Annotated in this window: 17 protein-coding genes, 1 tRNA gene, 1 rRNA gene, 1 pseudogene and 1 riboswitch; of the genes and pseudogenes, 9 read left to right on the forward strand and 11 right to left on the reverse strand. The window is 34.7% G+C overall.

Features of this window, described 5'->3' with window-relative positions; genetic code table 11:
- Positions 1 to 212: ribosomal RNA gene (locus tag LRP81_RS08305) — 16S ribosomal RNA — on the reverse strand; the annotation flags it as partial.
- A 415-nt stretch (positions 213 to 627) separates the two neighbouring features.
- A riboswitch (TPP riboswitch) is annotated at positions 628 to 727 on the forward strand.
- Positions 728 to 808: 81 nt separating this feature from the next.
- On the opposite strand from LRP81_RS08305, the gene thiT reads away from it, so the two are divergent.
- Together thiT and LRP81_RS08315 are read left to right on the forward strand one after the other, a co-directional pair.
- Complete coding sequence (gene thiT / locus LRP81_RS08310; protein ID WP_230500808.1) at positions 809 to 1,396, forward strand: energy-coupled thiamine transporter ThiT; 588 nt, start codon at positions 809 to 811, stop codon at positions 1,394 to 1,396.
- Positions 1,397 to 1,500: 104 nt separating this feature from the next.
- Complete coding sequence (locus LRP81_RS08315) at positions 1,501 to 1,683, forward strand: hypothetical protein (RefSeq protein WP_230500809.1); 183 nt, start codon at positions 1,501 to 1,503, stop codon at positions 1,681 to 1,683.
- A gap of 32 nt (positions 1,684 to 1,715) precedes the next feature.
- Here the strand turns inward: LRP81_RS08315 and LRP81_RS08320 are convergent, their stop codons facing one another.
- Both LRP81_RS08320 and LRP81_RS08325 read right to left on the reverse strand, forming a co-directional pair.
- On the reverse strand, positions 1,716 to 2,234 hold the full coding sequence (locus LRP81_RS08320) for a GNAT family N-acetyltransferase (RefSeq protein ID WP_230500810.1): 519 nt from the start codon (positions 2,232 to 2,234) through the stop codon (positions 1,716 to 1,718).
- An 8-nt stretch (positions 2,235 to 2,242) separates the two neighbouring features.
- On the reverse strand, positions 2,243 to 3,157 hold the full coding sequence (locus LRP81_RS08325) for a DMT family transporter (RefSeq protein WP_230500811.1): 915 nt from the start codon (positions 3,155 to 3,157) through the stop codon (positions 2,243 to 2,245).
- 103 nt (positions 3,158 to 3,260) lie between these two features.
- Here LRP81_RS08325 and LRP81_RS08330 point away from each other — a divergent pair, with 103 nt between their 5' ends.
- Together LRP81_RS08330 and LRP81_RS08335 are read left to right on the forward strand one after the other, a co-directional pair.
- Positions 3,261 to 3,962 (forward strand): MgtC/SapB family protein, encoded by a 702-nt coding sequence (locus LRP81_RS08330; RefSeq protein ID WP_230500812.1) that lies wholly within the window; start codon positions 3,261 to 3,263, stop codon positions 3,960 to 3,962.
- Positions 3,963 to 4,020: 58 nt separating this feature from the next.
- Positions 4,021 to 4,093 (forward strand) — tRNA-Ala (locus LRP81_RS08335).
- A gap of 439 nt (positions 4,094 to 4,532) precedes the next feature.
- Here LRP81_RS08335 and LRP81_RS08340 read toward each other — a convergent pair.
- Genes LRP81_RS08340 through LRP81_RS08350 form a run of 3 tightly spaced genes read right to left on the reverse strand, consistent with a single transcriptional unit; the run spans position 4,533 to position 6,273 of the window.
- On the reverse strand, positions 4,533 to 5,669 hold the full coding sequence (locus LRP81_RS08340) for a zinc-dependent alcohol dehydrogenase (protein WP_230500813.1): 1,137 nt from the start codon (positions 5,667 to 5,669) through the stop codon (positions 4,533 to 4,535).
- A 16-nt stretch (positions 5,670 to 5,685) separates the two neighbouring features.
- On the reverse strand, positions 5,686 to 6,048 hold the full coding sequence (locus LRP81_RS08345) for a spore coat protein (RefSeq protein ID WP_230500814.1): 363 nt from the start codon (positions 6,046 to 6,048) through the stop codon (positions 5,686 to 5,688).
- Between the two features lie 9 nt (positions 6,049 to 6,057).
- The gene (locus tag LRP81_RS08350; RefSeq protein WP_230500815.1) at positions 6,058 to 6,273 is read right to left on the reverse strand and encodes a spore coat protein; all 216 of its coding nucleotides are present in this window, start codon (positions 6,271 to 6,273) and stop codon (positions 6,058 to 6,060) included.
- A 145-nt stretch (positions 6,274 to 6,418) separates the two neighbouring features.
- On the opposite strand from LRP81_RS08350, the gene LRP81_RS08355 reads away from it, so the two are divergent.
- Complete coding sequence (locus tag LRP81_RS08355) at positions 6,419 to 6,631, forward strand: hypothetical protein (protein WP_230500816.1); 213 nt, start codon at positions 6,419 to 6,421, stop codon at positions 6,629 to 6,631.
- The gene (locus LRP81_RS08360; protein WP_230500817.1) at positions 6,624 to 6,923 is read left to right on the forward strand and encodes a spore coat protein; all 300 of its coding nucleotides are present in this window, start codon (positions 6,624 to 6,626) and stop codon (positions 6,921 to 6,923) included. Before LRP81_RS08355 ends, LRP81_RS08360 begins: the two co-directional genes overlap by 8 nt.
- 163 nt (positions 6,924 to 7,086) lie before the next feature.
- Here the strand turns inward: LRP81_RS08360 and LRP81_RS08365 are convergent.
- From LRP81_RS08365 to LRP81_RS08375, 3 genes and pseudogenes are all read right to left on the reverse strand, one after another.
- Positions 7,087 to 7,881, reverse strand: a pseudogene (locus LRP81_RS08365) (transposase); the annotation flags it as partial.
- A 432-nt stretch (positions 7,882 to 8,313) separates the two neighbouring features.
- The gene (locus tag LRP81_RS08370) at positions 8,314 to 8,778 is read right to left on the reverse strand and encodes a DUF3888 domain-containing protein (RefSeq protein WP_230500818.1); all 465 of its coding nucleotides are present in this window, start codon (positions 8,776 to 8,778) and stop codon (positions 8,314 to 8,316) included.
- A gap of 252 nt (positions 8,779 to 9,030) precedes the next feature.
- Positions 9,031 to 9,522 carry a hypothetical protein gene (locus LRP81_RS08375; RefSeq protein ID WP_230500819.1) on the reverse strand — a complete coding sequence of 164 codons (492 nt, stop codon included), beginning with the start codon at positions 9,520 to 9,522 and terminating at the stop codon, positions 9,031 to 9,033.
- A gap of 438 nt (positions 9,523 to 9,960) precedes the next feature.
- Here LRP81_RS08375 and gvpU point away from each other — a divergent pair, with 438 nt between their 5' ends.
- Positions 9,961 to 10,374, forward strand: a complete 414-nt coding sequence (gene gvpU / locus LRP81_RS08380) for a gas vesicle accessory protein GvpU (RefSeq protein ID WP_230500820.1) — start codon at positions 9,961 to 9,963, stop codon at positions 10,372 to 10,374.
- Positions 10,375 to 10,460: 86 nt separating this feature from the next.
- On the forward strand, positions 10,461 to 11,645 hold the full coding sequence (locus LRP81_RS08385; protein WP_230500991.1) for an MFS transporter: 1,185 nt from the start codon (positions 10,461 to 10,463) through the stop codon (positions 11,643 to 11,645).
- A 158-nt stretch (positions 11,646 to 11,803) separates the two neighbouring features.
- On the opposite strand, the gene LRP81_RS08390 is transcribed toward LRP81_RS08385, so the two are convergent.
- Positions 11,804 to 12,925: a hypothetical protein gene (locus LRP81_RS08390; protein ID WP_230500821.1), complete on the reverse strand. Its 1,122-nt coding sequence runs from the start codon at positions 12,923 to 12,925 to the stop codon at positions 11,804 to 11,806.
- 206 nt (positions 12,926 to 13,131) lie between these two features.
- Positions 13,132 to 13,416 (reverse strand): NUDIX domain-containing protein, encoded by a 285-nt coding sequence (locus tag LRP81_RS08395; protein WP_230500822.1) that lies wholly within the window; start codon positions 13,414 to 13,416, stop codon positions 13,132 to 13,134.
- A 328-nt stretch (positions 13,417 to 13,744) separates the two neighbouring features.
- On the opposite strand from LRP81_RS08395, the gene LRP81_RS08400 reads away from it, so the two are divergent.
- Entirely contained in the window at positions 13,745 to 13,969 is a 225-nt protein-coding gene (locus LRP81_RS08400) for a hypothetical protein (protein ID WP_230500823.1), read from the forward strand.
- Positions 13,970 to 14,022 lie beyond the last annotated feature (53 nt).

Here is a 14,022-nt window from a genome sequence, read left to right on the forward strand (position 1 = left end):
CTTTCAACATAGAACCAGGAGGTTCCTTGTATTATCCGGTATTAGCTCCGGTTTCCCGAAGTTATCCCAGTCTTACAGGCAGGTTGCCCACGTGTTACTCACCCGTCCGCCGCTAACTACTTAAAAGCAAGCTTTTAAGTAGTCCGCTCGACTTGCATGTATTAGGCACGCCGCCAGCGTTCGTCCTGAGCCAGGATCAAACTCTCCAATAAAGAGTTTGAGCTGTTGCTCAAAAATCTTGCTAGCTTGTTACTTAATTTCGTTCATGTTAACTATTAAAAGTTAACGTGGACGCTGTTGTTTTGTTTAGTTTTCAAAGAGCATTTATTTTACATTTTTCGCTTAAAAGCGACTTCCTCATCTTAACAACTTGTTGTTGAAAAGTCAAGCTATTTTTCCAAAAACAAGGTTGGCTATTTTGTTGTATTAGCCGTGACCGCGTTTCAGCGACGAAGTTAAATATACCATCCTCACAACTATATTGCAATACCTTTTTTGAATATTTTTCATCTATTTTTTCGAGTCTAGTTTCTTCATCAATTATTTACTGCTTTCTAAATAATAGTTCACATACACTCTTGTCGTTTTCTAAACTATTATGTATGATGATATTGACAATTAGATAATTTTTTCCACGTGGGGAGCCTTTGGCTGAGAGTGAACGAATAGTTCTGACCCAATGAACCTGTTAGTTAATACTATCGTAGGGATGTGGCGTTTTATTTCTTATGTTAATTAAGCAATAAAGGAGCCTTCCTTTATTGCTTTTTTTTGTTTTTAGCATCTAATTTAAGGAGGAAGTAAGGGAATGAAAAAAACTAATACTCTGTTTCTTGCTGAGGTCGCAATCTTTGGAGCTATGGCTTATTTATTGGATCTTTTAGCTGGGGCTTTATCATTGAAAATTTGGGCTAGTGGTGGTTCTATCTCCATATCCATGGTGCCTGTATTTATTATGGCATTTCGTTGGGGACTTAAAGGTGGATTACTCACAGGATTTATACTTGGTTTTTTTCAGATATTAATGGGTCAAATTATCGGAGCAGATATTAGACAGATCTTACTCGATTATATAGTTGCATTTACTGGACTTGGTCTCGCTGGTATTTTTGCAAAGCAAGTTACTAATGCAGTTCTATCTGATAAGTTGAACAAGATTATTCTTTTTGTAACAGTAGCATCCTTCATAGGTTGTTTCGTTCGTTTCTTAGCACATTATGCTGCAGGGATCATTTTCTTCGGTCACTTTGCACCAGAAGGTCAGCCGGTATGGTTGTATTCTCTTCTATATAATGGTTCTTATATGCTTCCAAGCTTTATTATTGCAACTATCGTAACTATTCTATTAATTAGAACGGTACCTAGGATTTTCACATTCAATAAACCATTAACATAAAGCTGACCTTTTAAAGGTTAGCTTTTTTAAGAAAAAAATTACTAGAATCTTATCTGTATCTCTTTCATATAATCTAGTAACAGCTTTTGTAGGAGGAGAAAAAATTGGACCTAGTAAAAAACACAGCATTTTTCGTTGCTCTAATCGCATCACTTGGAATGTTCTTGCTTGCATATTTTGAAGCACTAAAAATTACGAATCAAGAAGGGAAGGTTAAAGGAGGAAATATGATCTTAGGATTTTCCCTTGCTGTATTTTTTGCATTAATGGCTAATGTACTCATGTGACTAAATACATACAAAATAAAAAGCCGACATCTCTAGTTGTCGGCTCTTTTCATTTGAATTACATGAAGTAAACAGCGAATATCTTTCCACCCATATGCTACCTCCTCGTAGGACTTACCACCAATTTCTATTTGTTCAGTCCCTACTAATGTAGGTTGAAAGGATTCATAAAATTTATAACTAGGGTTATCTTTAAGTACCCAAACAAGTATGGAGTTATAGCCTTTTTTAGAGAGGAAAGTTGCTACTTTCTCGAATAATTTGATACCGATTCCTTGTCCTTGAAACTCTTCTAATATATATATGGCAAATAATTCGTCATCTATTCTGTAATTATTAGTTCTTTCAGACCCGCCTGTTGCAAAACCAATAATAACTCGATCTCTTTCGACTACATAAAGACATTTCGTTTCATAGCCCTCCTCAATTGCTTCTTTCCACATCTTTTGTCGTCTTACTACAGATATGGTTTGCAAATACCTGTCTTCTATAATACCTTTATAGGTTGTTTTCCAGTTTGCAATAACAATTTTATCCCCGGGCTTTGCCAATCGAATATTCATCCTACCATTCCGTCCTTATTAGGTATGGTAGGTTCTATATTTTTCTTGCGATTATCCATTAAAAAATAGCCGACACTCAACATAACTAATAACCCACCTAAATATTGACTCCAAGTGACTACTTCATGTAAAACAAAATATGCTAACAGTGCTGCTCCTATTGGTTCAAACAAGATAGACATGGAAATAACATTTGTGCTGATATACTTTACAGCCCAATTGAAAAGGGTATGGCCGAGTAGCGTAGGAAAAATAGCAAGGAGAATAAACCATCCCCAATCAGACGCTTCGAAACCTATGAATGCATCGCCTGAAACTACTACATAGCCTAGCAAAGTAAAACAACTAAAACTATATACGATAAAGGTATATGTAATAATAGAAATTCTTTTTCTAATATCTTGTCCAAATAAAAGATACGCTGTTACAAGTGCACAAGCCACAAGTGCAAGAATATCCCCATACAATGCCATCCCACTAATCTGGAAATCTCCCCAACTAATGATAAAACTCCCTATAATCGCAATGATTCCACTTATAATGGCACGGAAACTTAGTCGTTCTTTGAAAAAAAGATATGTTCCAATAAAAGCAAAGAGTGGTTGAAGTGTGACAAGAACCGTAGAGCTTGCAACACTGGTATAGTTCAAAGATTCAAACCATAGGATAAAATGAAAAGCTAAAAAAACTCCTGCCAAGGCAGAAAACAACCAATCACGTTTCGAAATTCCTTTTAACTCTCCTACATATTTATAGAGAAAAATGGGTAGTAACAATAACACCGAAAATAACATTCTGTAGAATGCAATGACTCCTGCTGGCGCATCTGCCAGCTTCACAAAAATAGCGGACATGGATACAGTGATGACGCCAATAGTAAGCGCCACATAGGGATTAAACCATTTATTCATCTCTTTCTCACCAAACCTGAATATATTTTAAAAGATACTACCTTATTGTATATAATATTGTTATAATTTTCTAATCATTTATTTTACCATTAGGAGGGGTCGTGTGGAGTACCTATTTGAGAATATATTGCGTCATGATTTTATTATAAAATTACTATTTGCAACAGTTGCTGGAGTCATAATCGGGTTGGAGAGAGAATTAAAAGGAAAGCCACTCGGATTGAAGACTTGTGTCATTGTCTCTGTCATGGCTTGCCTGCTCACTATAGTCTCCTATGAATCAGCCTTTCTTTACTCAAAAGAATATTCACGTCCAATGGATCCAGGTCGTATTCCTTCCTATGTTATAAGCGGAATTGGATTTTTAGGAGCTGGGGTTATTTTAAGAAGAAGCAATGAAGCTATATCAGGACTTACAACTGCAGCTCTCGTACTAGCATCGGCCGCGCTAGGTATTACAATTGGAGCAGGTTTTTTCATCGAAGGAGCAGTTGGCGTTGTATTCATTATCCTTGGAGTAAAAGTTATTCCTTTCCTATTTGATTGGGTCGGACCAAAAAAGCTGAAGGAAAAAGAAATTAAGGTTAAGATATTCATTGAAAAAGATGTGGATTTAACTAGCATCATGAAAGAAATACATCACAAGAACCTGTCCATTAAACGGGTGAAGGTTAAAGAGGAAAAAGATGATATCGTTCTAAACTGTATCGTTACGACGAAAAAGAGTGTCTATACTACAGATGTGTACTATGATATAAAAACACTTACCGGTGTCATTCAGGCTGAAGTGGAAAACTTGGATTGAATGCTAAAAAACTATTTGCAAACCACTCCATTTTTGGTAAAATAAATTCAGTCTTAACGGGGCATTAGCTCAGCTGGGAGAGCGCTACGCTGGCAGCGTAGAGGTCAGGGGTTCGAGCCCCCTATGCTCCATACTAAAAACCCTTGGAAACTCGATGTTTCTGGTTTTTTTTATCTTCAACTCCTCAATTCAAAGATGGTGACCGATTTAACAAATATCTCTTTTGTATGTTTCATAGTGCATGTCCAATTGTGTTTAAAACCGAGAGCAACATCGGCATTATCTGTATCTGTACATACCCTAGTTCAGTTTTCATTGATTGAAACAAAAAGACGATGGATGATCACCGCCTTAAATGATTGTTTTATCTTTCTGTAATTTTATTTTTGTAATAAAGGTAATCAACCTTATGTTTGGTGGCAATTTGTTGTGATGCAAGTATTGCGGTGTAGATAGTTGTTAATAACTTGCCAAAAACTGCTATCCAAAATATTGAGTCCTTGTTATTCAAAATTACAACCTCCATTCCTAAAAGAATATAGATAGGAATTCATCTTGGATTTATTCAATTTAAGGTTTTAGAATAACTTTTATACAATTATCGGTCCTTGTGTCAAAGACTTCGTATCCATGCTTAGCCTGCTCTAATGGAAGTACATGTGTAATTATATCACCAATATCTACCTTTCCTTCAGAAATAAGATTATATAGAAATGGCATATACGGTATAACTGGGGCCTGACCCGTTTTAATGTCAACATTTCTTTGGAAAATGTCTCCTAACGGGAAACCATTATAACGTCCTCCATAAACACCGGTAATTTGGATGGTCCCAGCTTTGCGTACAGCCTGTGATGCAATGACAAGTCCACCCATTGCACCGCCATGAAGCTTCATTCCGGATGCCAGATATTCAAGAGGTGTCATCTTTCCGCTCATACCTGAACAATCAATAACTATATCTGCTCCACCTTGTGTTATCTCTCTTAAATACTCGCCAACGTTTTCATGTTCTTCAAAATTTACAGTCTCTACTTTATTGGTCCGTTTCGCATGCTCAAGCCTGTATTTGAGGTAATCGACCGCAATAACACGCTCAGCACCTTTAAACCATGCAAATTTTTGAGCAAGAAGGCCCACTGGTCCACATCCTAAAACGATGACAGTATCACCAGCTTTGACTCCAGAATGATCTACACTCCAATAAGCTGTTGAGGCTGCATCTGCAAGTAACACTAACTTCTCATCTTCTACTTCGCAGTTCTCCGGTAATTTAAATGGAGTAAAATTTCCGTATGGAACACGCATATATTCAGCTTGTCCGCCAGCAAATCCACCGGTAGTTTCTGAATATCCAAAGAAACCGCCCATTTCACCATGAGGGTTTGAATTATCACATTGGCTGGTTATGTCATGGTTACAGTACCAGCATTGCCCGCAGCTTACATTAAAGGGAATAATTACCCTATCCCCTTTTTTCAATTTTGTTACTTCCGGTCCTACTTCCTCCACTACACCCATCGGTTCATGGCCAATTACGTAATCAGTTGGCATATTGGGAATCATTTGATGAATCAAATGCAAATCAGATCCGCATATAGCAGAAGATGTTATTTTTACAATGATATCATCGCCATTTTTAATTTTTGGGTCTTTTACTTCTTTAACCTGGACATTTTTACTCCCCTGGTACGTGACAGCTTTCATTTTTCTCTAACCTCCCTTATTTATTAGGCGTTGCGAACATTCCAAGTCTATCCGTATCATTCGGGAATAAGTTCATCCCAGCAATCATTAAAGCATTGTCAGCGGATTTAATATCCAACTCAACTTGCTTGCTAACATCGTTCGGATATAACCAGCCTTTACTTATCATCAATTCAGAAATCTCGGTGTGTAAATCAATAGATAGTTCCATTTGTCTATAAAATGCCTCTCTTAACTCCAGGCTCGAGGTTTCAGTTAACGCAATGGCATATATATGAATGCCTGTTTTGACTGAAAGAAGAAACTCCAATGCAATTCCCGCATCTGCCATTTCTGGCATATGTTCAGCCCCTTGGGGATCTAAATAATCCATTTCCATTTTTCCACCTCATTCTATATAATTGGTTTTTGCCCCTTTATAAAATTCTTTAAGTTCATTTATCGCTGCAATTGACTGTTGAACATTTTTTTCCATCAGTGCTTTTAATTCATTATCGAAACAAAGGCCCTGCATAAGCTTTGATTTCAATAAGCTTACAGTTTTCAGGTTTAATACCTCATGTGTTTCCATTGTTTCATGATAAGCTAAGCTTTTCTTCTCCATGACTACACCTCCTGAAATTAAAATCCCTTTAATATGTGATTATTATTCAATTAATTATGACTAGTTTATGGAATATTTTTGTTGGAATGTAAATCTCCTGTAGGAAGCAAGATAATAGAAGTTTTTAAAGATTGGAGAGATTTTCTTGACAAAATATTTAGCACTCCATGAAACACTGGAGACACTCGAGTTAATTGCATTTAAAACAACATGTTTAACGAAAGCTGTAACAATGAGCAAATTGCTTCCTGAAGGCGATCTTAAATCGATTCTTTCTGGTGATTTAGAATCAGGAAATCAAGAGTTGAAGCAACTTACGGCCTTTATTACAAACCGGGAGGAGACTCACAATGACTAATCTCCTGCAAAATATGGCCGGAATGGGAGGATTAACAGAACGGGCAATCGCCTCGGATTTTATGATTTCATCTAAATCTGCAGTCAGAAATCTCGCATTTGCTATTACAGAAACAGCTACACCTGAACTGAAATCAGTTCTCCGTGAGCAATTAAGAAATGCAGTGGAAACACATGCTAGGATAACAGATTTTATGGTTACCAATGGATATTATCACCCTAATCATTTAGGTGATCAATTAAATGTAAGACTGCAGGATGCACATACTGCTTTAAGCCTTAGAGATCAATAGTGGTAAACGGACATTTTTCAATAAAAAATCAGCTGCTATTAAACAGCTGATTTTTTCCTTTTATATATCACAGGTAACTCTTCAACCTTGATATAATTACTCCCCATTCGAACATTCGTTTTGTTTCAAGTTGGAAGAACGAACGTTCGTTCTATGTTTTATTAGAGTAGCTATTACGTGTACCAAAGGTTTCTAAGTCTTGTTGATATTTCTGTTTACGTACGACAAAATCAATCAGTTGTTTACGGACTTGTTTCGGATATTTGCGCTCACCTCTTAAGGCTCTTCGTTTCGGAATGTTTGAGGTAGCTTCCATTTGTTCATCATACATGGTTACAACTTTGGCTACCTTTTTGAACCAATTGAGCGAGTTCTTCCACTGATAATTGTTCATCGGTTTAACGTTCCATTTCTGGAATGATTTCCTTCTTAAGGAGTTCATTATATAACTGGTTTGACTTTTCAATTAAACCTTCATGATATTTCTCAATGGATTTCCTCCATACAAAAGTAAATTTATTCGCATTTGCTTCAATCTTGGTACCATCAATAAAAATGGCTTCTTGATCAATAAGTTTTTCTTCAACCAGTTGGTAACGGAATTGGACAAAACACTCGCGAATTAATTCTTTCACTTCTGGTTGCACACGGAATCGGTTAATGGTGCGATAGCTTGGTTCATATCCTTGAGCTAGCCACATCATACGAATACTGTCTTTTAATAGGGCTTCAATTTTCCGTCCTGAAAAAACGTATTGTGTGTAGGCGCATAAGATAATTTTAAGCATCATACGCGGATGATACGCTGGGCAGCCTTCATTTCGGAGAAATGGGTTCGAACACTTTATGAGGGATCTTTCAACTAAGTGATGGATATGGAAGGCAATATCGTTTTTTGTAATTTCACTTCTAAATCTAGAGGCAAAACAATTTGATTCATGCTATAATTTTTAAACATAAGGACCCTTCTTTCCGATGAAATTTTGTGTGGTAACTTTATTTTATCAGAAGTGGTCCTTATTTTAATTTCAAAATAAACAAAGCCGGTGAAATTTTACTTATTGTAAAATCTCACTGGCTTTTTCAATATAGAGGAGGGTATTGTCCCAGCATCTTTTAGTTTTTTCTCTTAGTATTTTCCGTGGATAATATATTATGTTGACGATTTTTTCTATTCGCATTCTTTGAATATGTACATACCCACATAACCATTGGGATTACAGTACCCTGCTTTTCGAAATCAATGTAGCTTTTACATGATTTGCACGCGAGCCTTAGAATGAAAAATGAGCGAAAATCCTTATTCCAGGAGCGTCCAATTGCTTATGATTAAGATGTCAAATGGATATTACTAAAATAAAGTATGCTGTGATTATGACTGCCCTATCCTCTAAAGATTTTTTTCTAATTTATGATCGTGAATATGTACATATTCTTTTAACTCAATAAATACGTCTTCGAGATTTTCCCTTTTTACTTCAGTGATACCGAGATATGACTTTGGATCAATATTAAACGTAACAACATCAATACCCCAGACATTTCCTTCATTTTCTGAATTTGTAGTATTTATCATAAGGCTTACCTCATACCAGCTTTTTGATTTTGAACCAGTATGGTCTACCAAAAGCTTTAGATTCTGAACTCGCTCAAAAGTCCACCTTACATTCTCTCCGCATTCCTCGCGAACTATCTTGGTAATATAGGGATTCAACACATCTACTAAAAGTTCGTCTGAAGAAGCATAAATCTCCTTCTTGACTTTACCACTAGGATGTACCATAGCCTTACCGAAATTTGTTGAAAAAGCACCAATAAGAATTATGAAAGCAAAAGTCAACAAAATTTTATTCATATAATTCACCTCAAATTTAATTATTCCAACTATAAGATGAATTATTCTAATGTGATTGCTAAATAAAGTTCACTATTTTGTTTCAATAATAAACTCCCTTTCAAATTTAATTAAACACCGTAGCTACATAGCTATGCTGCAATCGCACCCAGATTGCAGGGCAATTTTCTTATCTTTTTTGCAGGACTACAGCTCATTACTTGAATAAGCAAAATATAATAGGGATTTAGGTTAATATCACCGAAGAATATTTTAATCGATTTCCTCAATTTTAGAAACTGGAATCTCAATGTTTGACGCTAATTCTGAACTCAACGAAAAAGAAGCAATAGCTTCAAACTTATAAGTACCTGGATTTAAATTAGGCATATCTAACACATTAAAGATTTCTATGTGAGGTTCATTCTTAAAAAGCGTTGTTGTTAATTGTGGTTCATCCATATCCCCAATATAATCAAAACCACCATCTTGTTGGTAAACATTAAAGAAAAAAATTCTCCCACTGTGATATATATCTTTTTCCGCTTCTTCTCCCGTATAAGTAATGGTCGCATAAACATTAAGAGCTTTTTCACTGTTTTCCACATTTATTGAAACTTTAAAGTCATCATTTATTTGCTGAGAATCATTATTTATAAACGAATCATCCCTTACATTTTCTTCACTAGTATTATTTTTTCCACAACCAAATAGTCCGAAAACTAAAATAATAATCAACAGAATGTAGTTTAGCATCAACTTCATTTAATAACCCCCTTTATCAAACCTTATTCCAGAATCCTGTCCTATTGGTTAATACAAATTATTTCAAATACAGATCAATTACTCAATGTATATTTTTATATAAAAAAGAAGATTACCTTTTAACAGATAAGCTCCCTTTAATAGAATTAATCACATTACTACAACTATCGCTACTTTAGTTTATTAATTGATATAAGCCATTTTATTTGGACAAAGTAGATCTTTAACTTTTATTAAAGGGGATTATGAGTTCAGGTCTTTACGGCATTGCAATCCTCTAATATGATAACCTTCTTCATTCCTGTCATCTAAAATATTGGATTATCACTTATAAATATTATTCCAGAGTATATTCTAAGGATAATGAGAGATGTTTAAGACATAATAGGTATTGACTAGCAGATACTCTTGGATTAATAGGTGACAGAGGTGAGGTATATGACAAAAAAAGAAGATAATACTGCAACAGATGATGCAGTATTGCAAATGTTTTTAGATTTAACAAATGATGATGGGTGTGAAATAGACTTAACATTAAATATTTATGGTGTAGTCGTTGCTGGTACCCTTGTAGGACCACAAGCTTATTATGAAGGTATTGTAGATGCTACAAAAAATATACAAAATAAAACCCTGTCGCAAATACTTCATAAAAAATTTTCAGACCTTCAAAATGCATACATAAAAGAAATGCAAGAATTAAAAGAAAAGGATAAAAACGAGTTTGTAGCAAGTTATATTCATTTGAAGAATGCAACTTATCTAGTTAATCAAAATCAAAATTCTCCATCAAATGGTATGTGGTGGAGAGGTAAAATTGATTCTATTGATGGAATTTCCTTCAAACTTTGATACATGGAACAACCCACATTTCTTTATTTTCGGAGGGATATAGTTTGCAAAAGCAACATAAAGTTAGTGCTTGGTGTATTATCAGCATGGCCTCCATCCCTCTTATCATGACATTAGGTAATTCCATGTTAATACCTGTATTGCCTTTGTTTGAAAAAGAATTAGATATTTCTTCTTTTCAATCAAGCATGATTATTACCTCTTATTCTGTTGCTTCCATCTTTTTGATACCTGTTGCAGGTTATTTATCTGATGTGATTGGCAGGAAGATGGTCATACTGCCGAGTCTTTGTTTGGCATTAGTCGGGGGATTAATGGCGGGATATGCTTCATGGAAAATAAATGATCCTTTTATATGGATAATTATTGGCAGAATAATACAAGGAATTGGAGCCGCAGGTGCTACGCCTATCATTTTGCCTTTGGTGGGGGATTTATATAACGAAGATAATGAAAAAACTAGTTCTTGCTTAGGCATAATTGAAACTTCCAATACTTTTGGTAAAGTATTAAGTCCGGTATTAGGCTCTATATTAGCTGCGATAATCTGGTATTTACCATTCTTTTCAATATCCATTTTCAGCCTAATTTCTATTCTTCTTGTTCTTATTTTTATTAAAGTACCTAAGAAAAAAGAGAAGTCGGTTAAATTCAATATATTTGTTCGTAAAACGAAAAAGGTTTTCACAGAAAAAGGAAAGTGGCTTCATACTACTTTTGTAGTTGGGATTTATGCGATGCTTATCCTTTTCGGAATTCTATTTTTCCTATCAGATATTTTTGAAAAAGTACATGATTTCAAAGGTGTAACAAAAGGATTATACTTAGCCATCCCGCTGTTTATACTTTGTGTTGCCTCTTTTGTAACAGGAAAGCTAATAAAGGGAAATGTAGAGATCATGAAAAAAGTGATCCTTTTTTCTCTTGCTCTAATTGCGAGCAGTATTATATTTATAGGCTATTTGAGTGACAAACTACTTCTGTTATTGATTGTTTCCAGCTTGGTTGGAGCAAGTATTGGAGCCATTCTTCCTACTTTAGATGCACTCATTACGGAAAATGTGGAAAAAGAAGAAAAAGGAACTATTACTTCTTTCTACAGCGCATCTAGGTTTATAGGTGTAGCAGCAGGTCCTCCAATTATGTCGATTGTGATGAAAAAACATCTGATTGTCAGCTTCTATGTTTCAGGAATCTTAGCCATTATAATAGGTATTCTTGTTTTCTTTTTTATTAGAAATGTGAAACCAAAAACAAGTTCATTATGGTAATTCAAAAGGGTGATAATTATGGCTGATAAAGGCAATCAGGTGATATAAGTATCTGCTATTTCCTTGGTTCTTCTTTAGGAAATGTAAAAGAAGTAAGAAAAGCAACCTTAAAAATAAAAGGCTGCTTTTTTTATCGAAAAACTGGTGTTAAAGTAATTTTATTTTGCTAAATAATCCTTAATACTTGGTGCAATATTATCATTATCTTCAACTTGCTTTCTATAATCTAAAGTGAGGTATTCCTTATCTGGATAGATTTTTACAAATTCAAATTTGAAACTAATTTCTTGTCCTACTTTGTAATTGTGGGTTAGGTCACCACTAAAATTAACAGTCTGATTCGAATATGGTGTAGTGAATAAAAACTCAGTTTCATTAGTTTCTTCAATGAATTGTATATCTGCAATAGTGTCACTTACAACAACAATATCATTTTCTGTGAAAGATTTAGGAGTATCTGTTAGAACTTCTAGATCCTCATCATAAAAATCTAAATATAATTCTCCTAGTGTAAGGGAGTTATTTGTAGAATTTATATTATTTTTTGCTTTAGCATTCTGGTTAGACTCAGAAACAACATGTTTTCTACCATCAACATTTTCAAAGGTTACAGTGTCTCCATTTTCATTATTAGCTTTAGTAAAAGATGCAGAGTTATTCTCATCTCCTATTGACTGTGTACACCCAGTGCAGACAGAAGCTAAATCTCCCCAGTGATAATAAGCTTGCCATAAAGTCCATGAATGCGCGTTGCTAGTAATATATCTCGCTCGATGTTGGCCTGTGCTAGTGGCTTTATACCAACTATATTGATTATGCCCTACACTTCTATTAATTACATCAGACCCACCTGGAGTAGTAAGCAATACAACAATCTTCGCAGTTGGTGATAACAAGTTATGGTTATTAGCCCACATTTCAACCTCATGACCACGCTTTACAACTTGAACATCTTTCCTTACACTTGCAACTTTCTGGCTACCCTGATTAAAATGTATTGTCCCAGAGCTTGAAGTATCACGAGTTCCTCCATAACTGTTTGAAGGTGATCTATTAAACAGGTGTTGTGATGCTCTATCTAAAGCAGCAAAAAGTCCCTTTACGCCTATGTTTCTAGCCCAGTTACTGACGGTAATTTCTTCATCTATATAACTATTACTAGATGCTTCAATTAAATTCGTTTTTATTTCTAAATCTTTCTTCTCAGCATGTGATACATCGGTTAATAGAACTGTTGATAATAATAATGCAGAAATACTAGATACAAAGACCTTTTTCAAATAGAAACACACCTTTTTTCAATTTTTTGAAAGCTTTCCATTTTATAGTAACATATTTTCCGTACTTTTCAATATATTAATAGACTTTAATTTACTAAATATAGAAATTTATAGTAGATTATGAAAGGAGTTGTTTCTTATGTTGATACTTCAGAGTAGAGGAGAAATAACGTATGTAGTTTTAAAATATCTAATAAAATTGCATTTTAGAGTTTAATCGAGTTCACGTAACCTTTGGGTAAATTAACGGTATTAATCTCATCAATTGAAATCCAATCAAACATTGAATGTTCATCACTAATTTTCACATTCAATATCTCCGTGCAGTCACACAAGTAAGTAACAATCAGTACATGCTTTCCTTCTAATACTTCATAAACCCATATATCAATTAAGTTGTTTATTAAACATGAAAGTCCTAATTCTTCTCGAATTTCCTTAATGACACATTCCTCTAGTGTTTCCCCTCGCTCTAACCTACCACCAGGCAACTCCCATTCATTACGTTCATTTTTTAGTAGGATTATTTGGTCATTGTTGAAAATAATTCCCTTTAACCGAAATGGGAAGATTCCAACTCAACTAATCATCTCATAAAAAATTTATAGTTTAAAATTCATTTTTTGCTTTCTTTAAAGGGCCCTTTTAGCGGCACAACATAAGGAAAATAAAGTTGATTAACCAACCCTAGGGACACTTACACAAAAATTTTTCATTGAAAGCTTTTACTAACGATTTCTCAACCATTAGTTTGATAAACTGTATTTACAGGTTGCGCAACCTATAAATATATATAAAAGAGCCAAAGGAGTAATGAAAATGAAGAAAATAATAATTGGGTCAGCTCTGGGAGTAATTTTAGCAATTGGTGGCACATCCGTATTTGCTAGTATTGAAGAGCCCACTCTTAGTGAAGTAAAAGATGCAAACATTGATTTCAGTAAAGTTCAAGTTTTTGAAGAACAAGATTTAAAAATTGCAGGTGAAATTCCAAAGTCTGTTCAAGAACGATTAGCTGGGCAAACTACATCTGAAAGAAAATAACCCATTCAAAAAATAAGGAGGGCAGCCCTTAGCAGCTCTCCTTATTTATTAAA

The sequence above is a fragment of the Sutcliffiella rhizosphaerae genome (genome assembly GCF_917563925.1).
GTDB classification, from domain to species: domain Bacteria; phylum Bacillota; class Bacilli; order Bacillales; family Bacillaceae_I; genus Sutcliffiella_A; species Sutcliffiella_A rhizosphaerae.

What these genes read in the sequence shown, in the direction of transcription:
- thiT (WP_230500808.1), top strand. Translation starts at nt 809, where the DNA reads ATGAAAAAAACTAATACTCTGTTTCTTGCTGAGGTCGCAATCTTTGGA.
- LRP81_RS08325 (WP_230500811.1), bottom strand. Translation starts at nt 3,157, where the DNA reads ATGAATAAATGGTTTAATCCCTATGTGGCGCTTACTATTGGCGTCATC.
- LRP81_RS08340 (WP_230500813.1), bottom strand. Translation starts at nt 5,669, where the DNA reads ATGAAAGCTGTCACGTACCAGGGGAGTAAAAATGTCCAGGTTAAAGAA.
- LRP81_RS08345 (WP_230500814.1), bottom strand. Translation starts at nt 6,048, where the DNA reads ATGGAAATGGATTATTTAGATCCCCAAGGGGCTGAACATATGCCAGAA.
- LRP81_RS08350 (WP_230500815.1), bottom strand. Translation starts at nt 6,273, where the DNA reads ATGGAGAAGAAAAGCTTAGCTTATCATGAAACAATGGAAACACATGAG.
- LRP81_RS08360 (WP_230500817.1), top strand. Translation starts at nt 6,624, where the DNA reads ATGACTAATCTCCTGCAAAATATGGCCGGAATGGGAGGATTAACAGAA.
- LRP81_RS08370 (WP_230500818.1), bottom strand. Translation starts at nt 8,778, where the DNA reads ATGAATAAAATTTTGTTGACTTTTGCTTTCATAATTCTTATTGGTGCT.
- LRP81_RS08375 (WP_230500819.1), bottom strand. Translation starts at nt 9,522, where the DNA reads ATGAAGTTGATGCTAAACTACATTCTGTTGATTATTATTTTAGTTTTC.
- gvpU (WP_230500820.1), top strand. Translation starts at nt 9,961, where the DNA reads ATGACAAAAAAAGAAGATAATACTGCAACAGATGATGCAGTATTGCAA.
- LRP81_RS08385 (WP_230500991.1), top strand. Translation starts at nt 10,461, where the DNA reads ATGGCCTCCATCCCTCTTATCATGACATTAGGTAATTCCATGTTAATA.
- LRP81_RS08400 (WP_230500823.1), top strand. Translation starts at nt 13,745, where the DNA reads ATGAAGAAAATAATAATTGGGTCAGCTCTGGGAGTAATTTTAGCAATT.